Source organism: Enterobacter vonholyi, from assembly GCF_040834095.1.
GTDB classification, from domain to species: Bacteria; Pseudomonadota; Gammaproteobacteria; order Enterobacterales; family Enterobacteriaceae; genus Enterobacter; species Enterobacter vonholyi.
Genome location: NZ_CP162152.1, coordinates 4,251,212 through 4,273,958, shown reverse-complemented (window position 1 = coordinate 4,273,958; position 22,747 = coordinate 4,251,212). Strand labels below are relative to the sequence as shown.

The following is a 22,747-nucleotide window of genomic DNA, read 5'->3' as shown; positions in this document are numbered from 1 at the left end:
CAAACCATAACCAAACGCGCATTTTTTTCAAAAAAGCACTAGACAGCGGGGACGGAGGTACGTAATATCCAGCCCCGCAACGGCGCTAAGCGCCCGTAGCTCAGCTGGATAGAGCGCTGCCCTCCGGAGGCAGAGGTCTCAGGTTCGAATCCTGTCGGGCGCGCCATTTTAGTCCCGGCGCTAGAGCTGCGGTGGTCTGAGAAGTAGTCAGTACCGCGTGAAAGAATACAGTGGTGGCTATAGCTCAGTTGGTAGAGCCCTGGATTGTGATTCCAGTTGTCGTGGGTTCGAATCCCATTAGCCACCCCATTATTTGAAAGAGTTGTGAATTGCGAAGGTGGCGGAATTGGTAGACGCGCTAGCTTCAGGTGTTAGTGTCCTTTGGATGTGGGGGTTCGAGTCCCCCCCCTCGCACCACGACTTTTTAAATGAATTGAACTAAAAATTCAAAAAGCAGTACATCGGCGAGTAGCGCAGCTTGGTAGCGCAACTGGTTTGGGACCAGTGGGTCGGAGGTTCGAATCCTCTCTCGCCGACCAATTTTGAACCCCGCTTCGGCGGGGTTTTTTGTTTTCTGAGATTCTTCATCCCTGTAGTCATTCCCCAACAATGTCCTTTTTCATTGTCGCAATCCAGAGACATTCAACTCATTGAAAGTTAAATGAATATTTATTTCTGGGTTTTGCTGTCTCCTCCTGGCGACATATGCCCGCCTTTTCCCGATACGTTGTAGAGCTTAAAACGGTGCTTAACAGCATAATTTCCTTTTATCTTAAAATGTTGCGTTATGTAAAAGTTCTGGCTGTCATGTTGGCACGTTACGTGCAATAATATGCGTGTAGATGCTCATTCCATCTCTTATGTTCGCCTTAGTGCCTCATAAACTCAGGAATGACGCAGAGCCATTTACGGTGCTTATCGTCCACTGACAGATGTCGCTTCGGCCTCATCAGACACCATGGACACAACGTTGAGTGAAGCACCAAATATGTTGTCTTACAGACCTGTTTTAACGCCTGCTTTTATAGCAGGCGTTTTTTTATGCCTTATTCCCGATACCGGTGCACGATCAGGGCAACCATCACCAGAGCCGTTGCGGAGACAGCATAGAGTGCCGCTACTGAGCCAAACCCAGCAGCCACTGCCGCTGCGATACTGGTGAAAAGAGAAGCGCTGAGCGTTTGCCAGCGCCAGGCTTTCCCGCTGGCCGAAGCGGTTTGCGTGAGATGAAAACTACTAAGTACGCCAAACGTCCCGGCCGCGAAGAGAATATTCGAAGCCAGATGCGCGATAAAGATCGCCCCCAGCGCACATGCCATCCACCCGGACAACAACGGTAGCGTTCCATAAGCGGCCAGAAAGATGCCCAGACAAACGATGATTCGCGGTGTGCGAGCGGCAAAGCGCGTCAGACTCTCTTTTTTTAGCAGCATGGGGCCGCAAAGCTGTCCCATGCTCCTTGCAAAAAGCAGAGGCAGGGCAAGACCCGCCGCATCCTGAGGATGGATTTGCTGTGCCAGGGCCGGAAGCAGCGCCATGGCCGGTGAGCCAACGGCCGCCAGCGACGGCAGGATGAGCAGACTGCGTTTCTGCCGAACGGTCAACGTCCGCCAGCATAATGCCGCAGGGGCTTCCTCTTCCTCGAGGGGTGGGAGTGAAGGCGCAGAAAACCGGCGTCCAGCCAGCCATAGCATGAGCAGTGATCCGAGAAAGCTGGCGGCATCAATGGCCAGCAGGGTAAACACGGACGTCTTCTGGAACAGCACCACGCCCAGGCCTGTCCCTAATAATACCTGCGAAGCAAAAATCACATTTTCCAGACAGGTTGCAGCAGGCAGCTCTGCTTCGCTGAGACCGCGCTTAAAGAGCAACGTCAGCGCGGGCCAGCTCATCCCGCTGAGCATCGCCTCGGTGGATTGCACAGCGAGCAATGCGGCAACGCTGTGGTAACCCACGCCAAGCAGGGGAAAGAGCAGGGCGAGCAGGCCCAGCCCTTCGGTCAGTATCAGCAGGGATATCGGAGAACAGCGCGAGCACAGCTTTTCGCCGATCGTACTGCCGATAAATCCCGGTATCGTAGCGAAAAGAAAAGCGAGTGTGAGCAGACCGGGCGGAGCTGACCACGCTAACAGCAAGCCGAAGACCACGACCTGGGTTAAGCCATTCCCCAGCGAAGAAAAGATAAAAGCACAGGCAAGCAGGCGCAGCCAGCGGTGGCAGCGCAGCGCTTCAATAAGCGCATATAAAAGCGAGTTCATGACGATTTCCTTTCAAAAACGATTTAGTCCACGCTGCAGAAAGTGCGCGTGTGTGAAAAAAAGTTAATGAAAAGACATCGTTACATTGGCGGGTTCGTTTGCTGATGCGGGTGTAAAGAATGTAGCAGGAGAAATGCGATAAAAAAAGGAGGCCATCTGGCCTCCTGATGAATTACTGCTGCGTACCGTTATTTTGCAGCGTCAGCAACAGCCCATCACGGCGCATGGCGGCCGCTTCTTCCGGCTTATGCTGCTTGTCCAGCGTATCGGCAAGCCACGCGTAGTCGAAGGCATCCGGACGCTGCTTGAGCGCGGCGCGGAAGGCAAGGCTTGCCTCCTGCCATTCGCCGTGCTTCATCAACGACTGGCCAAGCGTGCTCCACAGCAGCGGGCGGTCACCAACGGTTTTAATCTGCTGGCGCAGCACTTTTTCGATTTGCTCAGGATTGTTGGTTTTCAGGCGCGGGATCAGCATCACGAGGCGATCGTCGTACTGGCGCTTCAGACCGTCGAGGAGGATCTCCTGAGCCGTGTCGTGATCGTCACACTCAATGAGGTGTTCCGCCATCGCCACCTGCAGAGGAACCTGCTGGCGCGTTTTACGGCTCTGATTCTTCCACCACGTTTTCAGACCGTCGCTGCCCAGGTCAGCGCGCGCCTGATCCATCAGGCCAATCCACGCCAGACGCTGAAGCTCGTCACGATGTTCATCGTCGCCTACCTCGGCCTTCGCCATTGACGGAATGATGTCCAGCAGTGAACCCCAGGCGCCGGTACGAATATAGGCCTGCTCGGCAAGACGCAGCACTTCCGGATGACGTGGCGCGACTTCCAGGAGACGGTCGATACCGTGGCGAGCCGCGTGATTCTCATTGCGTGCCAGCTGCAGACGAACGCGCGTGATTTCCACCGGAATCGGGTCGCCGTGAGCCAGCTCTGCTGCCCGCTCCAGGTGCTGATTAGCGCGGGCTTCATCACCGCGCTGCTGCGCCGCTTCGGCCGCCAGCAGATAGTTCACTACCGGCTGTTCGGCGTGGTCGGCGTTTTTCGACATTAGCTTTTCAACCTGCTGATAGTCACCCTCGGCGAGCTTAAGCAGCGCCTGCTCGGTCTGTTTACGGGCGCGGCGGCGCTTACGGCCAACGAACCAGCCTCGGGTATGGGCACCGGTACGAAAAATACGGCGCAGGATCCACTCGATCGCAAACAGCACCACCACGCTGAGGATCAGAATGATCGTCAGACCCGTTACGCTGGTTTCAATGTTGTAGTTATCGGTCTGGATCAGGACGTAACCCTGATGACCCGCAAGCATAGGCCCGAGGACGATCCCGGCGATCAGCAGGATGAAGAGTAAGAGAACTTTTAGCATCATTACTCTCCTTGCGGTGCGCTTTCAGGCGCAGCAGCCGGAACAGGTGCCGCTCCGCTCGTCTGCTCTGCAGGTACACCCGGCTGCGCCAGAAGATTGCGTACGCGCGTCTGCATCAGTTTCTCCAGAATCGGCTGGCTGGCCAGCTTGTCCGGCACGTTCATGGTGATGTTCTGCTGGCTTAACTTATCAATGTCTTCGAGGAAGGCGGTGGTCGTCGCATCATCGGTGTTGTAGTAGGCGCGTACCCACGTTGAGACGTTATCCAGCGCCTGTTTATAGGTCTCTTCCTGATGACGCGGCACGGCCTGGGCCGCCACCAGCAGGCGGGAACGAATGTTCTCGCGCAGATAGATGTCCTGGTTCGGCGCGAGCAGCGGTACGGCAGTTTCGTCGCGACGGCGGATCGTGATAAAGCTGTCCATAAAGTTCTGCCAGCTTTTTTGCAGGTTTATGCGCCATTCGCTCAGGGAACTGGAAAGCTCGGTACCGTCGGAATCCATCGGGGAGTCGTCGTCGTTGTTATCCGCGAGCTGCAGGTTATCAATCTGATTCGACAGCTGATTCACTTTAAGGATAATGCCGTCGTAATCCACCTGTGAGACGGCGGAGAGGCTGGCGATGTCTTCGGTAATCGCGCGACGGGCGGTGATAAGGCTTGGATCGTTCATGTCGGCCAGGCTTGCATCGGCGCTTTTCAGCAGTGCGGCGGCGGTGGTCACGTCCTGGTCGCTCCAGAGCTTACGTCCGGCGAGCTTCACCAGGAAGTCGGCCTGCGAGAGCAGCCAGGTTTTGGCATCGGTGCCGGAAATCGTGGCGACTTTCTGCTGTACTTCACCCAGCTGTTTAGTCAGCTCTTCCTGTTTACCGTTCGCTTCGGCAAGCGCGGCGGCCTGCTGCTTAATCACGGCTTCCAGCTCGGTTTTCTGCGTCTCCTGCTCTTTTTGCAGGGCAGTGAGCTGATTCACCAGCGCATCGCTGGTGGACGTCTGGTTAGCGCTCTGTTGTTTCACCAGCCCGTACAGGCCACCCCCCGCTGCCAGCGCAATGGCGATGGCAATCGCGCTCAGCGCGAGGCTTGTTTTGTTGCTGCTGTTTTTCTTCTCAGCGGTTTTCTCAGTCGTCTCTGGCTGTGGCGTCGTCTCCACAGTCTCCCTGGTCTCTTCAACCACGGCGGAGGATTTGTCGTGTTCCGTCATTATGGCTTCCCATTTGAGAGTTATTGTAATGCGCGCAGCAGCGCATCGTTGTCGGCGTTATCAGCGATCCGAATATCCTGCCAGCCCAGTTCCCGGGCCTGGTTCGCCAGACGCTCACTGACGACCAGAAGCCGACAGCGGAGTAACCAGTTTTCGCGATACCAAAGCGGTATCAGCGACCAAAGCTGTTGTAACATTTCACCGCTGGTGACCACCAGCGTATTAATGCCGCGCGCGTGCCAGCGCATCGCCTCTTCCGCGCCATCGTAGTGTTTTGCACAGCGCTGATAGCACTCAACGAACGTTACGTCGGCACCACGTTCATGCAGCGTTTCACCCAGCAGCTCGCGGCCACCGTTGCCGCGCAAAATGAGCGCACGCTTTCCGGCAATAGTTTGTAATTCAGGTAATTGTAGCAAGACTTCACTGATTTCCCGATCTAACGGGTAACGAACGTCCGCGCTGCTTACTGTATGCAGCGCCAGTGCCGTTGTTCGGCCAATCGCGAAATAGCGGGGGGCAACTGGCCAGGCCAAACTCTGCTGTTGCAGCTGCGCATGGGCAAATTCCACCGCATGTTGCGACAGCGCAAACAGCAGGTCGCCGTCCTGAAGGGTATTCATCTGGTCGGCGAGCGCAGAGAGCTCCCGACCGGGGGAGAATTCAATGAGAGGAAAACTCCAGGCCACCTGCCCCAGTGCGCGCAGACGGCTCACTAACTGCTCTCCTGCGGGAGAAGGGCGGGTGACGAGAATACTCATGCAGGGGGTTCTCCGTTGTAAACGTCAGCCAGAATCTCGCGGGCGCCGTTATCCAGTAATTCTTCCGCCAGCGACACGCCAAGCTGCTCGGCATCTTGCGCCTTGCCGCGACGTTCGCCGCGTACCATCTGCGAACCGTCAGGGGCGCCCACCAGCGCGCGCAGCCACAGTTCGCCATTCGTCAATTCAGCATAGCTGCCAATTGGAACCTGGCACCCGCCTTCGAGGCGGGTATTCATCGCCCGCTCCGCTTTTACGCGGGTAGCGGTCTCGTCATGGTTCAGCGGTGCGAGCAGTTCGCGGGTACGCGCATCGTTCAGGCGGCACTCGATGCCGACTGCACCCTGGCCCACGGCCGGCAGCGACAGCTCTGGCGGCAACGCCACGCGAATGCGCGACTCCAGCCCCAGACGCTTCAGACCGGCAACGGCGAGGATAATGGCATCGTAATCGCCGTTATCCAGCTTGCCCAGACGCGTGCCGACGTTACCGCGCAGTGAGCGGATGATCAGGTCAGGACGGCGCTCCGCCAGCTGACACTGACGGCGTAAACTGGACGTGCCAACCACGCTACCCTCCGGCAGCGCGTCGAGCGAGTCGTAGTGGTTGGAGACAAACGCATCGCGCGGATCTTCGCGCTCGCAGATGGTCACCAGTCCCAGCCCTTCCGGGAACTCGACGGGCACGTCTTTCATCGAATGTACGGCGATATCGGCGCGGTTCTCAAGCAATGCCAGTTCCAGTTCTTTGACAAACAGGCCTTTGCCGCCCACTTTCGCCAGGGGCGTATCGAGGATCACGTCACCGCGTGTGACCATCGGCACCAGCTCGACGCGCAATCCACTGTGGCAGGCTTCCAGGCGCTGCTTCACATAATGTGCCTGCCAGAGCGCGAGAGGGCTTTGGCGTGTGGCAATTCTCAAAACATTGTCTAACATGCTTGTTACCGTCATTATCAATCGCTAACCATCCTAACATTGTTGACTCTGGGATGGCAGTTTTACGGTTGATGAGCGTGAGAGGGACAAGGCGGCGTATTCGTCAGCCAGAGCCGTATTCAGGAATTTACACGTACAGAACGGTGCTACACTTGTATGTAGCGCATCTTTCTTTACGGTCAACCGGCAAGGTGTTAAATTGATCACGTTTTAGACCATTTTTTCGTCGGTACCACCAAAAATGATAAAGGCGAAAAAGGGTAACGGTTATCTTTTTGAAATACTGCGGGTCCGCTGTTACTCGTGTTTTGAATAGCTTGCGACACCCGGAAACATCAGGCGATACGTCTTGTACCTCTATATTGAGACTCTGAAACAGAGACTGGATGCCATAAATCAACTGCGTGTGGATCGCGCGCTTGCTGCCATGGGCCCTGCTTTCCAGCAGGTATACAGTCTGCTGCCGACATTATTGCACTATCACCATCCGCTGATGCCTGGCTACCTTGACGGTAACGTTCCCCAGGGCATTTGCCTTTTCACGCCTGATGAAACCCAACAGCATTATCTGAACGAGCTGGAACTTTACCGCGGCATGCCGCCACAGGAATCTCCAAAAGGTGAACTGCCTATTACCGGCGTTTACTCAATGGGGAGCACCTCATCGGTAGGGCAAAGCTGTTCTTCGGACCTGGACATCTGGGTCTGTCATCAGTCCTGGCTCGATAACGACGAGCGTCAGCTACTGCAGCGTAAATGCAGCCTGCTGGAGAGCTGGGCGGCCTCGCTCGGCGTGGAAGTGAGCTTCTTCCTTATTGATGAAAACCGTTTCCGCCATAACGAAAGCGGCAGTTTGGGTGGTGAGGACTGCGGCTCGACTCAGCACATCTTATTGCTGGATGAATTCTACCGTACTGCTGTGCGTCTGGCCGGGAAGCGTATTCTGTGGAATATGGTCCCGTGCGAAGAAGAAGAGCATTACGATGACTACGTCATGTCGCTTTACGCGCAGGGCGTACTGACGCCAAACGAATGGCTGGATCTCGGCGGCCTCAGCTCTCTGTCAGCAGAAGAGTATTTTGGCGCAAGCCTCTGGCAGCTCTATAAGAGTATCGACTCACCGTATAAAGCGGTGCTGAAAACGCTGCTGCTGGAAGCCTATTCCTGGGAATACCCTACGCCGCGCCTGCTGGCGAAAGATATCAAGCAGCGTCTGCACGACGGGGAAATCGTCTCCTTCGGGCTGGACGCCTACTGCATGATGCTGGAGCGCGTAACCGAGTACCTGAAAGCCATCGATGACACCACGCGTCTTGACCTGGTGCGTCGATGTTTCTATCTCAAAGTCTGTGAGAAATTGAGCCGCGAACGCGCCTGCGTGGGCTGGCGTCGTGAAGTGGTCAGTCAGTTAGTGAAAGAGTGGGGATGGGACGAAGCGCGTCTGTCCATGCTCGATAACCGGGCCAACTGGAAAATCGATCAGGTGCGTGAAGCGCACAACGAACTGCTCGATGCGATGATGCAAAGCTACCGCAACCTGATCCGCTTTGCGCGCCGTAACAACCTCAGCGTTTCTGCCAGCCCGCAGGACATCGGGGTATTGACCCGTAAGCTTTACGCCGCGTTTGAAGCGCTGCCGGGTAAAGTTACCCTGGTTAACCCGCAGATTTCGCCAGACCTGTCTGAACCGAATCTGACCTTTATCTTTGTGCCGCCGGGCCGTGCAAACCGCACCGGGTGGTATCTTTACAACCGTGCGCCAAGCATGGATTCAATTATCAGCCATCAGCCGCTGGAGTATAACCGCTACCTGAACAAGCTGGTGGCCTGGGCCTGGTTTAACGGTCTGCTGACCTCGCGCACGCGCCTGTTTATCAAAGGCAACGAGGTGGTAGATCTTGCTAAGCTGCAGGAGATGGTCACGGATGTATCGCACCACTTCCCGCTGCGTCTGCCTGCCCCTACGCCGAAAGCGCTCTACAGCCCGTGTGAGATTCGCCATCTGGCGATTATCGTCAACCTGGAATACGACCCGACGGCGGCCTTCCGCAATCAGGTGGTTCACTTTGACTTCCGCAAGCTGGACGTCTTTAGCTTTGGCGAGCAGCAAAACTGCCTGGTAGGCAGTGTCGATCTGTTGTACCGCAACTCGTGGAACGAAGTGCGTACCCTGCACTTCAACGGCGAGCAGGCAATGATCGAAGCGCTGAAAACCATTCTTGGCAAGATGCACCAGGATGCCGCGCCGCCGGACAGCGTGGAAGTGTTCTGCTACAGCCAGCACCTGCGCGGTTTAATTCGCACCCGCGTGCAGCAGCTGGTTTCTGAGTGTATCGAACTGCGTCTCTCCAGTACCCGTCAGGAAACAGGCCGCTTTAAAGCGCTGCGCGTCTCCGGTCAGACCTGGGGACTGTTCTTCGAGCGCCTGAACGTGTCGGTACAGAAGCTGGAAAACGCCATCGAGTTTTACGGCGCGATTTCACACAACAAGCTGCATGGCCTGTCGGTGCAGGTGGAAACCAACCACGTTAAGCTCCCGCAGGTGGTGGACGGATTCGCCAGTGAAGGGATTATTCAGTTCTTCTTTGAAGAGTCGGGCGACGATGCCGGATTCAACATCTACATTCTGGATGAGACTAACCGCGCCGAGGTATATCACCATTGTGAAGGCAGTAAAGAGGAGCTGGTGCGCGATGTCAGCCGCTTCTACTCCTCTTCGCATGACCGCTTTACCTACGGCTCAAGCTTTATCAACTTTAACCTGCCGCAGTTCTACCAGATTGTGAACGTCGACGGCCGTACGCAGGTGATTCCGTTCCGCACCCAATCCGTCACGCCTGCCGCGCCTGCCAATCAGGACACCGCCCCGCTGTTGCAGCAGTATTTCTCCTGAGCCTTTTCGCCGGGTGGCGCTCACGCTTACCCGGCCTACGGTTCGAGCCGTGTAGGCCCGGTAAGGCGCAGCCGCCACCGGGCAAGAAAACTACCTGAAACTCACGTTCTCACCCGCCTGCGCGGTCGCCGCCTGTTCCAGCAGATCCCAGAACGGTACGCCGCTACGGTCGCAAACCCATTCCCCGTCTTTTAGATCGAAATGATAGCCGCCCTGTTTAGCGGCCAGCCACACCTGGTGAAGCGGCTCCTGGCGGTTAATAATAATTTTGCTGCCATTTTCGAAGCTCAGGGTCAGAATGCCGCCGTTGATTTCACAATCGATATCGCTGTCACCGTCCCAGTCGTCAAGACGCTCTTCGATGGTCATCCACAGGTTGTCGGCAAGGCGATGGAATTCACTGTCGTTCATGGTTTTGTTCCTGTTTTTCGTGATGCCGGCAGTATAACCCTAAATAATTCCCGTTGCAGGAAAGCGGCAAACTCTTGCTTTTGTGTCTTCTCCTGCGATGATAGAAACAGATTTGAACTTACGGGCAACTTTATAATGAAAAACGCTTTCCGAACGCTTGCCGTTCTCATCACGCTGTTTAGCCTGACTGGCTGCGGACTGAAGGGACCACTGTACTTTCCGCCTGCGGATAAAACCGCGCCGCCGCCGACGAAACCGGTTAACAGCGGCATTGAGTCTACCACGCCAAATACTAACGACCGTGGCGACAACGGTGGCCCGACTCAGGTTAATCTCTGACGACAACGTTCTGTACCCGCGCAATGGAGCAAATGATGCAGTTCTCTAAAATGCATGGCCTTGGCAACGATTTTATGGTCGTCGACGCGGTAACGCAGAATGTGTTTTTCTCGCCTGAACTGATCCGTCGCCTGGCGGATCGGCATCTGGGCGTGGGGTTCGATCAGCTGCTGGTGGTCGAGCCACCGTACGATCCCGATCTTGATTTCCACTACCGTATTTTTAACGCGGACGGCAGCGAAGTTAACCAGTGCGGCAACGGCGCGCGCTGTTTCGCCCGCTTTGTCCGCCTGAAAGGGCTGACCAACAAGCGTGATATTCGCGTCAGCACGGCCAATGGTCGCATGGTGCTCAGCGTCACCGATGATGAGCTGGTGCGCGTGAACATGGGCGAGCCTAACTTCGAGCCCTCCGTCGTGCCGTTTCGCGCAAACAAAGCGGAAAAGACCTATATTATGCGTGCGGCCGAGCAGACAGTATTGTGCGGCGTCGTCTCAATGGGTAACCCACACTGCGTGATTCAGGTTGATGATGTGGAAACTGCCGCGGTCGAAACGCTCGGCCCGGTACTGGAAAGCCACGAACGTTTCCCGGAGCGCGCGAACATCGGCTTTATGCAGGTGGTGAAGCGCGAACACATTCGCCTGCGGGTTTACGAGCGCGGCGCGGGTGAGACTCAGGCCTGCGGAAGCGGTGCCTGTGCTGCGGTGGCCGTGGGCATCTCCCAGGGGGTACTGGCTGAAGAGGTTCGCGTGGAATTACCGGGCGGTCGGCTTGATATCGCCTGGAAAGGACCGGGTCATCCACTGTATATGACTGGCCCGGCGGCACATGTCTATGACGGGTTTATCCATCTATGAAACAACCAGGGGAAGAACTGCAGGAAACAGTGACGGAACTGGACGACAGGGCTGTTGTTGATTATCTGCTGCGCAATCCTGAGTTTTTTATTCGCAATGCACGCGCCGTCGAAGAGATGCGCGTGCCGCACCCGGTTCGCGGAACCGTGTCGCTGGTCGAATGGCACATGGCGCGCTCGCGCAACCACATCAGCCAGCTTGAAGAGAACATGACGCTGCTGATGGAGCAGGCCAGCACCAACGAAAGCCTGTTCTATCGACTGCTGCATCTGCAGGCGCGTCTGGCGTCGGCGCACAGCCTCGACGAGTTCCTCAGCCGTTTCCACCGCTGGGCGCGCGAGCTGGGGCTGGCGGGCGCAACGATTCGTCTTTTCCCTGACCGCTGGCGCATCGGCGCGCCGTCGGGATTTACCCATCTGGCACTCAGCCGTCAGGCATTTGAACCGCTGCGCATTCAGCGTCTGGGCCATGATCACCACTATCTGGGGCCGCTGAACGGGCCTGAGCTGCTGGTGGTATTACCGGAAGCCAAAGCGATTGGCTCGGTGGCGATGTCGCTGATGGGGCGCGATGGCGATCTGGGCGTCATATTATTTACCAGCCGCGACGCGCATCACTACGAGCAGGGGCAAGCCACGCACCTGCTGCAGGAGATCGCCCTGATGCTGCCTGAGCTGCTGGAGCGCTGGATTGAGCGCGTATGATGGACGGACTGCTCGCCACTGACGTCTCGCGCTTTCTGCGCTATCTCGGCGTGGAACGTCAGCTTAGCCCCATTACGCTGCTTAACTATCAGCGTCAGCTTGATGCCATCATGCAGATCGCCGACGAAATCGGCCTGAAAAGCTGGCAACAATGTGACGCTGCGACGGTACGCGGGTTTGTTGTGCGTAGCCGTAAAAAAAATCTCAGCCCGGCGAGCCTGGCGCTCAGGATCTCAGCGCTGCGCAGCTTCTTCGACTGGCTGGTCAGCCAGGGGGGCTTTAAAGCCAACCCGGCAAAAGGGATCGCCACGCCGAAGGCGCCGCGCCATCTGCCTAAAAATATCGACGTTGACGACGTAAACCGCCTGCTGGATATCGATCTGAACGATCCGCTGGCCGTGCGCGACCGCGCGATGCTGGAGGTGATGTACGGTGCCGGGTTACGTCTGTCTGAGCTCGTTAACCTCGACCTCAAGCATCTCGATCTGGAATCGGGCGAAGTGTGGGTAATGGGTAAGGGCAGCAAAGAGCGCCGCCTGCCGATTGGCCGCAATGCGGTCTCCTGGATTGAGCACTGGCTTGACCTGCGCGGGCTGTTTGGCTCCGACGAAGATGCGCTGTTCCTGTCGAAGCTTGGCAAGCGGATCTCGGCGCGTAACGTGCAGAAGCGCTTTGCGGAGTGGGGCATTAAGCAGGGGCTGAACAGCCACGTTCACCCGCACAAGCTGCGCCACTCCTTTGCGACACACATGCTTGAGTCGAGCGGCGATCTGCGCGGCGTGCAGGAACTGCTTGGCCACGCAAATCTGTCGACCACTCAAATCTATACCCACTTAGACTTCCAGCACCTTGCCTCGGTGTATGACGCGGCGCATCCACGCGCCAAACGGGGGAAATAATGCGTTTTTACCGCCCACTCGGTCAGATCTCAGCCCTGACGTTTGACCTTGATGACACTCTTTATGACAACCGCGAGGTGATCCTGCGCACCGAGCAGGAGTCCCTGGCGTTTGTGCAGAACTACCATCCCGCGCTGAAGGCGATACAGAACAAGGACTTCCAGAAGCTGCGCCAGTCCCTGCGTGAGACCGAGCCGGACATTTACCACGACGTGACCGAATGGCGTCGTCGCGCGGTTGAGCAGGCGATGCTCAACGTGGGTCTGAGCACGCAGGATGCCGCCATTGGGGCGGAAGCGGCCATGGAAAACTTTGCTAAATGGCGCAGCCGCATCGACGTGCCGCAGGAAACCCACGACACGCTGGCGAAGCTTGCCGAAAAGTGGCCGCTGGTGGCCATCACCAACGGCAATGCCCAGCCGGAGCTGTTTGGCCTCAGCGATTATTTTGAATTCGTGCTGCGTGCGGGTCCTCACGGGCGCGCGAAGCCGTTCAGTGACATGTACCATCTGGCGGCAGATAAGCTTAACCTGCCGCTGGGTGAGATCCTGCACGTGGGGGATGACCTGACCACAGACGTGGCCGGCGCCATCCGCTGCGGGATGCAGGCCTGCTGGATCAAGCCGGAAAACGCTGACCTGATGATCGCCTCCGATAGCCGTCTTCTGCCGCACGTGGAAATTTCACGGTTGGCATCCCTCACGACGCTGATATAATCATCAATTGTTCTGTATAAATTAACAGGGTTTTGGCGAATGCTATTCGCCTGCCCGACATGACGTGACGGTGCCAATGGACGTTTCTTACCTGCTCGACAGCCTTAATGACAAACAGCGTGACGCGGTTGCCGCCTCGCGCACCAACCTGCTGGTGCTGGCTGGAGCGGGCAGTGGTAAGACGCGCGTGCTGGTTCACCGTATCGCCTGGCTGCAGAGCGTGGAAAACTGCTCGCCGTACTCCATCATGGCGGTCACGTTCACCAACAAGGCGGCGGCGGAGATGCGCCACCGCATCGCCCAACTGATGGGCACCAGCCAGGGCGGCATGTGGGTCGGCACCTTCCACGGCCTGGCGCACCGCCTGCTGCGCGCACACCACATGGACGCCAACCTGCCGCAGGATTTCCAGATCCTCGACAGCGAAGACCAGCTCCGTCTGCTGAAACGGCTGATCAAGGCGATGAACCTCGACGAGAAGCAGTGGCCGCCGCGTCAGGCGATGTGGTACATCAACGGCCAGAAAGACGAGGGGCTGCGCCCGCACCACATTCAGAGCTTCGGCAACCCGGTCGAGCAGACCTGGCAGAACGTCTACAAGGCCTATCAGGAAGCGTGCGATCGCGCCGGTCTGGTGGATTTCGCCGAGCTGCTGCTGCGCGCCCACGAGCTGTGGCTGAACAAACCGCACATCCTGCAGCACTACCGTGAACGCTTCACCAATATCCTGGTGGACGAATTCCAGGATACCAACAACATCCAGTACGCGTGGATCCGCCTGCTGGCCGGCGATACCGGCAAGGTGATGATCGTGGGCGATGATGACCAGTCGATCTACGGCTGGCGCGGGGCGCAGGTGGAGAACATCCAGCGCTTCCTCAACGATTTCCCCGGCGCGGAAACCATCCGTCTGGAGCAGAACTACCGCTCAACCAGCAACATCCTGAGCGCGGCCAACGCCCTGATTGAGAACAACAACGGGCGTCTGGGTAAAAAGCTGTGGACCGACGGCGTCGATGGCGAACCGATTTCGATTTACTGCGCCTTCAACGAGCTCGACGAAGCGCGCTTCGTGGTGAACCGCATCAAAACCTGGCAGGACAACGGCGGCGCGCTGGAGCAGTGCGCCATTCTCTACCGCAGCAACGCCCAGTCGCGCGTGCTGGAAGAGGCGCTGCTGCAGGTGAGCATGCCGTACCGCATTTATGGCGGCATGCGCTTCTTCGAACGTCAGGAAATCAAAGATGCGCTGTCGTATCTGCGTCTGATTGCCAACCGTAACGACGACGCGGCGTTTGAACGCGTGGTCAACACGCCCACCCGTGGGATTGGCGACCGTACGCTGGACGTGGTGCGTCAGGCCTCGCGCGACCGCCAGCTGACGCTGTGGCAGGCGTGCCGCGAGCTGCTGCAGGAAAAAGCGCTTGCCGGACGTGCCGCCAGCGCATTGCAGCGCTTCCTTGAGCTGATTGACGCCCTCGCGCAGGAAACGGCCGACATGCCGCTGCACGTGCAGACCGACCGGGTGATTAAAGATTCCGGCCTGCGCACCATGTATGAGCAGGAAAAAGGTGAGAAGGGCCAGACCCGTATTGAGAACTTAGAGGAACTGGTCACGGCAACGCGCCAGTTCAGCTACAACGAAGAAGACGAAGACCTGATGCCGCTGCAGGCGTTCCTCTCCCACGCCGCGCTGGAAGCGGGGGAAGGGCAGGCCGATACCTGGCAGGATGCGGTTCAGCTCATGACCCTGCACTCTGCCAAAGGACTGGAGTTCCCGCAGGTGTTCATCGTCGGGATGGAAGAGGGGATGTTCCCGAGCCAGATGTCGCTGGATGAAGGCGGCCGTCTGGAAGAGGAACGCCGTCTGGCCTACGTGGGCGTGACGCGCGCGATGCAGAAGCTGACGCTGACCTATGCGGAAACCCGCCGTCTGTACGGTAAAGAGGTCTATCACCGTCCATCGCGCTTTATCGGTGAACTGCCGGAAGAGTGCGTGGAGGAGGTGCGTCTGCGGGCGAGCATCAGTCGTCCTGTCAGCCATCAGCGCATGGGTTCGCCGATTGCGGAAACCGACACTGGCTACAAGCTGGGCCAGCGCGTGCGCCATTCGAAGTTTGGCGAAGGCACCATTGTGAATCTGGAAGGCAGCGGCGAGCACAGCCGCCTGCAGGTGGCGTTCCAGGGGCAGGGGATTAAATGGCTGGTGGCGGCCTACGCGAAGCTGGAAACAGTCTAACATACAGAAAAATATCATTATTTTGTAATAATCTGCTAGCCTTATACGTTGAAGGTCAATTAATGCCCTTCAGCGTTTCGTTGCGTGTTGACGCCACAGTTATAGCTGGCGTAACATGCGCGCACGATTACGCTAAGAGGACATTCGCCTTGGACACACCCAGTAGATACTGGCTCAATTCCCTGTCATCCAGGAACAACTCCTAAGGCTATCTCCTCTTGCTGATGGCCTTAGTGGTTGTCAGCGACTGCATTATTCCCGTCGCGCTGAGTCAGGCTGTTTAATGGTCTGAAACCCAATTTGTTTCTGTGTGCCCACCGAACTGTCCGATATTTTTTGCATTGGGAGTCCCGGTCATGTTGAGCGCATTTCAACTCGAAAATAACCGACTGACTCGGCTTGAAGCCGAAGAGTCACAGCCCCTCATTGATGCCGTATGGGTGGATCTGGTCGAGCCGGACGACGATGAGCGCCTTCGCGTACAATCTGAGCTGGGGCAAAGCCTGGCAACCCGCCCGGAACTGGAAGACATCGAAGCATCCGCGCGTTTTTTTGAAGACGAAGACGGTCTGCATATTCACTCCTTCTTCTTCTTTGAAGATGCGGAAGACCACGCGGGTAACTCCACCGTGGCGTTTACCATTCGCGATGGCCGCCTGTTTACGCTGCGCGAGCGCGAGCTGCCGGCATTCCGTCTCTACCGCATGCGCGCCCGCAGCCAGGCAATGGTGGATGGTAACGCTTACGAGCTGCTGCTCGATCTGTTCGAGACCAAAATTGAACAGCTGGCGGACGAAATTGAAAACATCTATAGCGATCTGGAAAAGCTGAGCCGCGTGATCATGGAAGGCCATCAGGGCGATGAGTACGACGAGGCACTCTCCACGCTGGCTGAGCTGGAAGATATCGGCTGGAAGGTGCGTTTGTGTCTGATGGATACCCAGCGCGCGCTGAACTTCCTGGTGCGCAAGGCGCGTCTGCCGGGCGGTCAGCTGGAGCAGGCGCGTGAGATCCTGCGCGATATCGAATCCCTGCTGCCGCACAACGAATCCCTGTTCCAGAAGGTCAACTTCCTGATGCAGGCGGCGATGGGCTTTATCAACATCGAGCAGAACCGCATCATCAAGATCTTCTCGGTGGTGTCCGTAGTGTTCCTGCCGCCAACGCTGGTGGCATCCAGCTATGGGATGAACTTCGAGTTTATGCCGGAGCTGAAGTGGAGCTTTGGTTACCCGGGGGCGATTATCTTTATGATCCTCGCGGGGCTGGCGCCGTATCTGTACTTTAAGCGCCGGAACTGGCTGTAAAAATCTGGCGGGTGGCGCTGCGCTTACCCGCCCTACGATCGAATTCCCTCTCCCTGTGGGAGAGGGTTAGAGTTAGGGCAACTTCACAGCCCTTTGCGCCCCCTGCGCTGGGTATAAATCGCATCGGCGACGAAAATCGCCAGCGCCACCCAGATAAAGGCGAACGTCACCATCTTATCCGCCCCCGGCACCTCGCCGTAAAACACCACCGCCAGCAGGAACATTAGCGTCGGGCCAATGTACTGGAAGAAACCCAGCGTGGAGAGACGCAGGCGCGTCGCCGCACCGGTGAAGCACAGCAGTGGAATAGTGGTCACCACGCCCGCCGCCATCAGCATCAGGTTTAGCGACCACGGGTTGCTGCCCATGTGGCTGGTTGGGCTGTCGGCGATGCCGAAAAGATAAATCGCCGCCACGGGCAGCAGCCACAAGGTTTCAAACAGCATCCCCGTCTGCGCTTCTACCGCAATCTTCTTACGCACCAGGCCGTAGAACGCAAAGCTGAACGCCAGGCCGAGGGCAATAATCGGCAGCGAGCCGAAGGTCCAGAGCTGCACCAGTACGCCGCAGAAGGCTAGAATCACCGCCACCCACTGCATCCGGCGGAAGCGCTCACCGAGGAAAATCATCCCCAGCACGATATTCACCAGCGGGTTAATGAAGTACCCCAGGCTCGCTTCGAGCATGTGATGGTTATTCACCGCCCAGATAAACAGCAGCCAGTTGCCGCCAATCAGCACGGCAGAAAGTGCCAGCAGGAAGATCTTCTTCGGGGTTTGCAGCAGCGTTTTGACGCCCGACCACTGACGGCTGAGGCTCATCAGCGCAATCATAAAGAAGAACGACCAGATGACGCGGTGAGTCAGGATCTCATCGGCCGGAACGTAGGCGATAAGCTTGAAATACGCCGGGGCGATACCCCAAATAAAATAAGCGGCAAGGGCGAGTAAAACGCCCTGCCGCGTCTGTTTAGCATCCATCGGGAAAATCCGTTACAAAAAAGTGAATTAATTTTACCCGATTTTGCCGCCTCAACCCACCATATAAGTGGCGGTTGCGCTGGCGATATACACCTGCTCTTCGTTGTGTAATTCAACGCGCGCCACGGCGACTTTATTCCCCGCGCGCAGCAGGCTGCTGGTACAGGTAAAGCGATTTCCGCGCCCCGGGCGAAGATAGTCGACGCGCAGATCGATGGTGCCCATGCGCGCCAGACGCTGGCGGAGTTCGTCTTCGTTGATGGTGTCATGGCGGGTCAGCGTGCTGCCCACGCAGACCAGACCTGCCGCCACGTCAAGCGCGGAGGCAATCACGCCGCCGTGCAAAATACTTTGCGCCCAGTTCCCTACCATCATCGGCTGGTTGTTGAAGCTCAGCTGGGCAAAGTCTTTCTCGTAACGCTCCAGCTCCAGTCCCAGCGCGCGGTTAAACGGCATATGGTAAACAAAAATCTCGCCCACGAGTTTTAACACTTCTTCGGCGGTAAGCATGGCTGACATGAGGCATCACATCCTTATTGTTAACGAAATGTTGATTTTATGCCTCAGCAACAAGGAATTCCACTTTCAGAAACGAGGATGCAGCAGTTGTCGCAGAAGTCTGTAGAATGTCCGCCACATAACTATTTAGCTAATTTTACTCTTTTGCAGGAGAACACCACCGATGCGGACGTATCTGGCATGGTTACTGGCGGCGGTTGCGCTGCCCCTCACAGCATATGCGCAGGAAGCGACAATCAAAGAGGTGCATGATAAGCCTGCCGTTCACGGTAGCATTATCGCGAACCTTCTTCAGGAGCATGACAATCCGTTCACGCTCTATCCGTATGACACCAACTACGTGATTTACACCCAGACCAGCGATCTCAACAAAGAGGCGATAAGCTCCTATAACTGGTCTGATAATGCGCGTAAAGATGAGGTGAAGTTCCAGCTCAGCCTCGCTTTCCCGTTCTGGCGCGGCATTCTGGGACCGAACTCGGTGTTTGGTGCCTCCTATACGCAGAAGTCCTGGTGGCAGCTCTCTAACAGCGGGGAATCCTCGCCGTTCCGCGAAACCAACTATGAGCCCCAGCTGTTCCTCGGCTTTGCAACGGATTATGAGTTTGCGGGCTGGACGTTACGCGATGTGGAAGTGGGCTTTAACCATGACTCTAACGGACGTTCCGATCCGACATCCCGTAGCTGGAACCGTGCCTATACGCGCCTGATGGCGCAGAACGGTAACTGGATGGTGGAAGTGAAGCCGTGGTATGTGGTCGGCAGCACTGATGACAACCCGGACATCACCAAATATATGGGCTACTACCAGCTTAAAGTCGGCTACCAGTTAGGTGATGCCGTGCTGAGTGCGAAAGGTCAGTACAACTGGAACACCGGCTACGGCGGCGCGGAAGTGGGCTTAAGCTATCCGGTAAGCAAGCATGTCCGCCTTTATACACAAGTCTACAGCGGTTACGGCGAGTCGCTTATCGATTACAACTTCAACCAGACCCGCGTCGGCGTGGGCGTGATGCTGAACGATATTCTCTAGGCTGTTCGAATGTTTTTGCGTTAAACGTTGAAGTTTCTCTCTCAGGCGCTGAAAATAGCGCCTGTTTCATTTCAGGCATATGGGGTTAACGTGGCGCAGGCGGAAGTATTGAATCAGGAGTCGCTGGCTAAACAGGTTTTGCATGAAACCTTTGGCTACCAGCAGTTCCGCCCTGGCCAGGAAAGCATCATTGAAACGGTGCTGGAAGGTCGTGATTGCCTGGTGGTGATGCCTACCGGTGGCGGCAAGTCCCTCTGTTATCAGGTGCCCGCGCTGGTGCTTAACGGCCTGACGGTCGTGGTATCCCCCCTCATTTCTCTGATGAAAGACCAGGTTGACCAGCTGCTCGCCAACGGCGTGGCGGCGGCCTGTCTCAACTCGACCCAAACCCGGGAGCAGCAGCAAGAGGTCATGGCCGGGTGCCGCACTGGGCAGATCCGCCTGCTGTATATCGCGCCGGAACGCCTGATGCTGGATAACTTCCTCGACCACCTGGCGCACTGGAACCCGGTCCTGCTGGCGGTGGATGAAGCGCACTGTATCTCCCAGTGGGGACACGATTTCCGCCCGGAATACGCCGCCCTCGGCCAGCTGCGTCAGCGCTTCCCCGAGCTGCCGTTTATGGCGCTTACCGCCACGGCGGATGACACCACGCGGCTGGATATCGTTCGCCTGCTCGGGCTGAACGACCCCTATATCCAGGTCAGCAGCTTCGACCGCCCCAACATCCGCTATATGCTGATGGAAAAATTCAAGCCGCTGGATCAGCTCCTGCGCTACGTCCAGGAGCAGCGCGGCAAGTCCGGCATCATCTACTGCAACAGCCGTGCAAAGGTGGAAGACACCGCCGCGCGTCTGCAAAACCGCGGCTTTAGCGCCGCCGCGTATCATGCCGGGTTAGAGAACCACATCCGCGCCGACGTGCAGGAAAAATTCCAGCGCGACGACCTGCAGATCGTCGTCGCGACGGTGGCGTTTGGGATGGGGATCAACAAGCCCAACGTGCGCTTTGTGGTGCATTTCGACATTCCGCGCAATATCGAATCCTACTATCAGGAAACCGGCCGCGCCGGGCGTGACGGCCTGCCTGCGGAAGCGATGCTGTTTTACGATCCGGCCGATATGGCGTGGCTGCGCCGCTGTCTGGAAGAGAAGCCGCAGGGACAGCTGCAGGATATCGAGCGCCACAAGCTCAACGCGATGGGCGCGTTTGCCGAAGCGCAAACCTGCCGTCGTCTGGTTCTGCTCAACTACTTTGGTGAAGGGCGCCAGGAGCCGTGCGGCAACTGCGATATCTGCCTCGACCCGCCGAAGCAGTACGATGGCCTGATGGACGCGCGTAAGGCGCTCTCGACCATTTACCGTGTGAATCAACGCTTCGGGATGGGCTACGTGGTGGAGGTGCTGCGCGGTGCCAATAACCAGCGTATCCGCGATATGGGCCACGACAAGCTGCCTGTCTACGGTATTGGCAAGGACCAGAGCCACGAACACTGGGTGAGTATTATTCGCCAGCTAATCCACCTCGGCTTCGCCACGCAGAACATTGCCCAGCACTCCGCCCTGCAGCTGACCGAAGCGGCGCGCCCGGTTCTGCGCGGTGACGTTGAGCTCAAGCTCGCCGTGCCGCGCGTCATCGCCCTGAAGCCACGCGTGATGCAGAAATCCTACGGCGGCAACTACGACCGCAAGCTGTTCGCCAAACTGCGCAAGCTGCGTAAGGCCATCGCCGACGAAGAAAACATCCCGCCTTACGTGGTGTTCAACGACGCGACGCTGATTGAGATGGCCGAGCAGATGCCGCTCAGCGCCAGCGAGATGCTCAGCGTCAACGGCGTGGGGACGCGCAAGCTGGAGCGCTTCGGTAAAGAGTTTATGGCGCTCATCCGCTCTCACGCCGACGGCGACGATGAAGAGTAGTCAGCCGGGCGAAAAAGTGCCAGGATGATGACTCACTAAATTATTTCCCCGCGAGCTAATTATGTTAATGCTATTTCTCACCGTGGCATTAGTGCACATCGTTGCGCTGATGAGCCCCGGCCCGGACTTTTTCTTCGTGTCACAAACGGCCGTCAGCCGCTCCCGAAAAGAGGCGATGATGGGCGTGCTCGGTATCACCATGGGCGTTATGGTCTGGGCGGCCGTTGCGCTGCTCGGTCTGAACCTGATCCTGGCGAAGATGGCCTGGCTGCATAACATCATTATGGTCGGCGGCGGGCTGTACCTGTGCTGGATGGGCTACCAGATGCTGCGCGGGGCGCTGAAGAAAGAAGAGAAAAAGCCGGAAGAGCCAAAGGTGGAGCTGGCAACGGGCGGCCGCAGCTTTGTAAAAGGGCTGCTGACCAATCTGGCGAACCCGAAAGCCATTATCTATTTCGGCTCGGTGTTCTCGCTGTTTGTCGGCGATAGCGTCGGTGCGGGCGCACGCTGGGGCATCTTCCTGCTGATCGTCGTTGAAACCTTTGCCTGGTTTACTATCGTGGCCAGCCTGTTCGCCTTACCGGCGATGCGCCGCGGCTACCAGCGTATCGCGAAGTGGATTGACGGCTGCGCCGGCGCGCTGTTCGCCGGCTTCGGCATTCATCTCATCATTTCTCGCTAAGCATGACGCGCTGACGCAAGCAGCGCGCCAACCAGCATAAACAGCGAGCCAAAGACTTTATTCAGGGCCTTCATCTGCTTAGGCCCTTTAATCCACGCTGCAATTCGCTGCGCCAGCGTCGCGTAACCAATCATCACGATGATATCGACGATAATGGTGGTCGCGCCCAGCACCACGTACTGCATCACCTGCGGCTGATGCGGAACGATAAACTGCGGGAACAGCGCGGCGAGGAAAACGATGCTCTTCGGGTTGGTCAGGTTGACGAACACCGCTCGCTTAAACAGATGGCCGCGGTTTTGCGTCTGCGCGAGAGTATTCAGGTTGATGGAACCTGCCGCGCGCCACTGCTGGATGCCGAGCCAAATCAGATAGGCTGCCCCGGCCCATTTCAGCACTTCAAACGCCAGCACCGAGCGGGAGAAAAGTGTCCCCAGACCAATCCCAACCAGCACAATATGAATGCCCAGCCCGGCCTGCAGTCCGGCAATGGATGCCACCGCACCGCGGTAACCGTGGTTGATTGAGGTAGTCATGGTGTTAATAGCACCCGAACCCGGAGAAAGGCTGAGGATAATGGATGTCAGCAGGTAGGCGAACCACCACTCGAAGGTCATTTGAAACTCCCGAACCGTCTATTTTTATGCCACAATACGCTATTATTGAGTCATTTTGTGACCGGTGACGAAAAAAACGATATTCCCTGGATTACGTGAG

The 22,747-nt window shown here is 57.2% G+C and carries 21 protein-coding genes and 4 tRNA genes; 16 read left to right on the top strand and 9 right to left on the bottom strand.

Annotation, left to right across the window (positions count from 1 at the left end):
* Nucleotides 1-89 precede the first annotated feature (89 nt).
* The 4 genes from AB3N39_RS20110 to AB3N39_RS20095 all read left to right on the top strand — a co-directional run bounded on the left by AB3N39_RS20110 (nt 90) and on the right by AB3N39_RS20095 (nt 539).
* Nucleotides 90-166 (top strand) — tRNA-Arg (locus tag AB3N39_RS20110).
* 67 nt (nt 167-233) lie between these two features.
* Nucleotides 234-309 (top strand) — tRNA-His (locus tag AB3N39_RS20105).
* A 22-nt stretch (nt 310-331) separates the two neighbouring features.
* Nucleotides 332-417: transfer RNA gene (locus tag AB3N39_RS20100), tRNA-Leu, on the top strand.
* A 45-nt stretch (nt 418-462) separates the two neighbouring features.
* Nucleotides 463-539 (top strand) — tRNA-Pro (locus AB3N39_RS20095).
* Nucleotides 540-1,046: 507 nt separating this feature from the next.
* Here the strand turns inward: AB3N39_RS20095 and AB3N39_RS20090 are convergent.
* From AB3N39_RS20090 to hemC, 5 genes are all read right to left on the bottom strand, one after another.
* Nucleotides 1,047-2,258, bottom strand: coding sequence for an MFS transporter (locus tag AB3N39_RS20090; protein ID WP_367896973.1), 1,212 nt, complete (start codon nt 2,256-2,258; stop codon nt 1,047-1,049).
* A gap of 172 nt (nt 2,259-2,430) precedes the next feature.
* On the bottom strand, nt 2,431-3,630 hold the full coding sequence (gene hemY, locus AB3N39_RS20085) for a protoheme IX biogenesis protein HemY (RefSeq protein WP_367897317.1): 1,200 nt from the start codon (nt 3,628-3,630) through the stop codon (nt 2,431-2,433).
* 2 nt (nt 3,631-3,632) lie between these two features.
* Nucleotides 3,633-4,829 carry a uroporphyrinogen-III C-methyltransferase gene (hemX, locus tag AB3N39_RS20080; protein WP_136196063.1) on the bottom strand — a complete coding sequence of 399 codons (1,197 nt, stop codon included), beginning with the start codon at nt 4,827-4,829 and terminating at the stop codon, nt 3,633-3,635.
* Nucleotides 4,830-4,849: 20 nt separating this feature from the next.
* Nucleotides 4,850-5,590: a uroporphyrinogen-III synthase gene (gene hemD, locus AB3N39_RS20075; RefSeq protein WP_133295324.1), complete on the bottom strand. Its 741-nt coding sequence runs from the start codon at nt 5,588-5,590 to the stop codon at nt 4,850-4,852.
* Nucleotides 5,587-6,528: a hydroxymethylbilane synthase gene (gene hemC, locus AB3N39_RS20070; protein WP_143345649.1), complete on the bottom strand. Its 942-nt coding sequence runs from the start codon at nt 6,526-6,528 to the stop codon at nt 5,587-5,589. The genes hemD and hemC overlap by 4 nt, the downstream gene beginning before the upstream one ends.
* A gap of 349 nt (nt 6,529-6,877) precedes the next feature.
* Here hemC and cyaA point away from each other — a divergent pair, with 349 nt between their 5' ends.
* Nucleotides 6,878-9,421 (top strand): class I adenylate cyclase, encoded by a 2,544-nt coding sequence (gene cyaA / locus AB3N39_RS20065; RefSeq protein ID WP_115877016.1) that lies wholly within the window; start codon nt 6,878-6,880, stop codon nt 9,419-9,421.
* A 90-nt stretch (nt 9,422-9,511) separates the two neighbouring features.
* On the opposite strand, the gene cyaY is transcribed toward cyaA, so the two are convergent.
* Complete coding sequence (cyaY, locus tag AB3N39_RS20060) at nt 9,512-9,832, bottom strand: iron donor protein CyaY (RefSeq protein WP_111963531.1); 321 nt, start codon at nt 9,830-9,832, stop codon at nt 9,512-9,514.
* 135 nt (nt 9,833-9,967) lie between these two features.
* Between cyaY and AB3N39_RS20055 the strand changes: the two genes are divergently transcribed.
* The 8 genes from AB3N39_RS20055 (at nt 9,968) to corA (ending at nt 16,896) form a co-directional block, all read left to right on the top strand.
* Entirely contained in the window at nt 9,968-10,171 is a 204-nt protein-coding gene (locus AB3N39_RS20055; RefSeq protein ID WP_024907980.1) for a lipoprotein, read from the top strand.
* 35 nt (nt 10,172-10,206) lie between these two features.
* On the top strand, nt 10,207-11,031 hold the full coding sequence (gene dapF, locus AB3N39_RS20050; protein ID WP_111963532.1) for a diaminopimelate epimerase: 825 nt from the start codon (nt 10,207-10,209) through the stop codon (nt 11,029-11,031).
* Complete coding sequence (locus tag AB3N39_RS20045; RefSeq protein WP_133295321.1) at nt 11,028-11,735, top strand: DUF484 domain-containing protein; 708 nt, start codon at nt 11,028-11,030, stop codon at nt 11,733-11,735. Before dapF ends, AB3N39_RS20045 begins: the two co-directional genes overlap by 4 nt.
* Nucleotides 11,732-12,634, top strand: a complete 903-nt coding sequence (xerC, locus tag AB3N39_RS20040; RefSeq protein WP_367896972.1) for a tyrosine recombinase XerC — start codon at nt 11,732-11,734, stop codon at nt 12,632-12,634. Before AB3N39_RS20045 ends, xerC begins: the two co-directional genes overlap by 4 nt.
* A complete protein-coding gene (gene yigB, locus AB3N39_RS20035; RefSeq protein WP_111963534.1) occupies nt 12,634-13,350 on the top strand; it encodes a 5-amino-6-(5-phospho-D-ribitylamino)uracil phosphatase YigB in 717 nt (238 codons plus the stop codon). The genes xerC and yigB overlap by 1 nt, the downstream gene beginning before the upstream one ends.
* Before the next feature lie 76 nt (nt 13,351-13,426).
* A complete protein-coding gene (uvrD, locus tag AB3N39_RS20030; RefSeq protein ID WP_032646073.1) occupies nt 13,427-15,589 on the top strand; it encodes a DNA helicase II in 2,163 nt (720 codons plus the stop codon).
* 149 nt (nt 15,590-15,738) lie between these two features.
* A complete protein-coding gene (ysgD, locus tag AB3N39_RS20025; protein WP_212743980.1) occupies nt 15,739-15,795 on the top strand; it encodes a YsgD/CorL family protein in 57 nt (18 codons plus the stop codon).
* Nucleotides 15,796-15,945: 150 nt separating this feature from the next.
* Nucleotides 15,946-16,896 (top strand): magnesium/cobalt transporter CorA, encoded by a 951-nt coding sequence (gene corA, locus AB3N39_RS20020; protein ID WP_008501540.1) that lies wholly within the window; start codon nt 15,946-15,948, stop codon nt 16,894-16,896.
* A gap of 83 nt (nt 16,897-16,979) precedes the next feature.
* Here the strand turns inward: corA and rarD are convergent, their stop codons facing one another.
* Together rarD and yigI are read right to left on the bottom strand one after the other, a co-directional pair.
* Entirely contained in the window at nt 16,980-17,876 is an 897-nt protein-coding gene (rarD, locus tag AB3N39_RS20015; protein ID WP_008501539.1) for an EamA family transporter RarD, read from the bottom strand.
* A 51-nt stretch (nt 17,877-17,927) separates the two neighbouring features.
* Nucleotides 17,928-18,395, bottom strand: a complete 468-nt coding sequence (gene yigI / locus AB3N39_RS20010) for an acyl-CoA thioesterase YigI (RefSeq protein ID WP_008501538.1) — start codon at nt 18,393-18,395, stop codon at nt 17,928-17,930.
* A 163-nt stretch (nt 18,396-18,558) separates the two neighbouring features.
* On the opposite strand from yigI, the gene pldA reads away from it, so the two are divergent.
* The 3 genes from pldA (at nt 18,559) to rhtC (ending at nt 22,030) form a co-directional block, all read left to right on the top strand.
* Nucleotides 18,559-19,428, top strand: a complete 870-nt coding sequence (pldA, locus tag AB3N39_RS20005) for a phospholipase A (protein ID WP_133295316.1) — start codon at nt 18,559-18,561, stop codon at nt 19,426-19,428.
* 90 nt (nt 19,429-19,518) lie between these two features.
* Nucleotides 19,519-21,348 carry an ATP-dependent DNA helicase RecQ gene (gene recQ, locus AB3N39_RS20000; RefSeq protein WP_367896971.1) on the top strand — a complete coding sequence of 610 codons (1,830 nt, stop codon included), beginning with the start codon at nt 19,519-19,521 and terminating at the stop codon, nt 21,346-21,348.
* Nucleotides 21,349-21,409: 61 nt separating this feature from the next.
* A complete protein-coding gene (gene rhtC / locus AB3N39_RS19995) occupies nt 21,410-22,030 on the top strand; it encodes a threonine export protein RhtC (RefSeq protein ID WP_111963536.1) in 621 nt (206 codons plus the stop codon).
* On the opposite strand, the gene rhtB is transcribed toward rhtC, so the two are convergent.
* Entirely contained in the window at nt 22,027-22,647 is a 621-nt protein-coding gene (gene rhtB, locus AB3N39_RS19990; protein WP_111963537.1) for a homoserine/homoserine lactone efflux protein, read from the bottom strand. The two genes, rhtC and rhtB, sit on opposite strands and share 4 nt — an antisense overlap.
* Nucleotides 22,648-22,747 lie beyond the last annotated feature (100 nt).

Coding starts and splice junctions, on each gene's coding strand:
- AB3N39_RS20090 (WP_367896973.1), bottom strand. CDS start 2,258: ATGAACTCGCTTTTATATGCGCTTATTGAAGCGCTGCGCTGCCACCGC.
- hemY (WP_367897317.1), bottom strand. CDS start 3,630: ATGCTAAAAGTTCTCTTACTCTTCATCCTGCTGATCGCCGGGATCGTC.
- hemX (WP_136196063.1), bottom strand. CDS start 4,829: ATGACGGAACACGACAAATCCTCCGCCGTGGTTGAAGAGACCAGGGAG.
- hemD (WP_133295324.1), bottom strand. CDS start 5,590: ATGAGTATTCTCGTCACCCGCCCTTCTCCCGCAGGAGAGCAGTTAGTG.
- hemC (WP_143345649.1), bottom strand. CDS start 6,528: ATGTTAGACAATGTTTTGAGAATTGCCACACGCCAAAGCCCTCTCGCG.
- cyaY (WP_111963531.1), bottom strand. CDS start 9,832: ATGAACGACAGTGAATTCCATCGCCTTGCCGACAACCTGTGGATGACC.
- AB3N39_RS20055 (WP_024907980.1), top strand. CDS start 9,968: ATGAAAAACGCTTTCCGAACGCTTGCCGTTCTCATCACGCTGTTTAGC.
- dapF (WP_111963532.1), top strand. CDS start 10,207: ATGCAGTTCTCTAAAATGCATGGCCTTGGCAACGATTTTATGGTCGTC.
- AB3N39_RS20045 (WP_133295321.1), top strand. CDS start 11,028: ATGAAACAACCAGGGGAAGAACTGCAGGAAACAGTGACGGAACTGGAC.
- xerC (WP_367896972.1), top strand. CDS start 11,732: ATGATGGACGGACTGCTCGCCACTGACGTCTCGCGCTTTCTGCGCTAT.
- yigB (WP_111963534.1), top strand. CDS start 12,634: ATGCGTTTTTACCGCCCACTCGGTCAGATCTCAGCCCTGACGTTTGAC.
- uvrD (WP_032646073.1), top strand. CDS start 13,427: ATGGACGTTTCTTACCTGCTCGACAGCCTTAATGACAAACAGCGTGAC.
- corA (WP_008501540.1), top strand. CDS start 15,946: ATGTTGAGCGCATTTCAACTCGAAAATAACCGACTGACTCGGCTTGAA.
- rarD (WP_008501539.1), bottom strand. CDS start 17,876: ATGGATGCTAAACAGACGCGGCAGGGCGTTTTACTCGCCCTTGCCGCT.
- yigI (WP_008501538.1), bottom strand. CDS start 18,395: ATGTCAGCCATGCTTACCGCCGAAGAAGTGTTAAAACTCGTGGGCGAG.
- pldA (WP_133295316.1), top strand. CDS start 18,559: ATGCGGACGTATCTGGCATGGTTACTGGCGGCGGTTGCGCTGCCCCTC.
- rhtC (WP_111963536.1), top strand. CDS start 21,410: ATGTTAATGCTATTTCTCACCGTGGCATTAGTGCACATCGTTGCGCTG.
- rhtB (WP_111963537.1), bottom strand. CDS start 22,647: ATGACCTTCGAGTGGTGGTTCGCCTACCTGCTGACATCCATTATCCTC.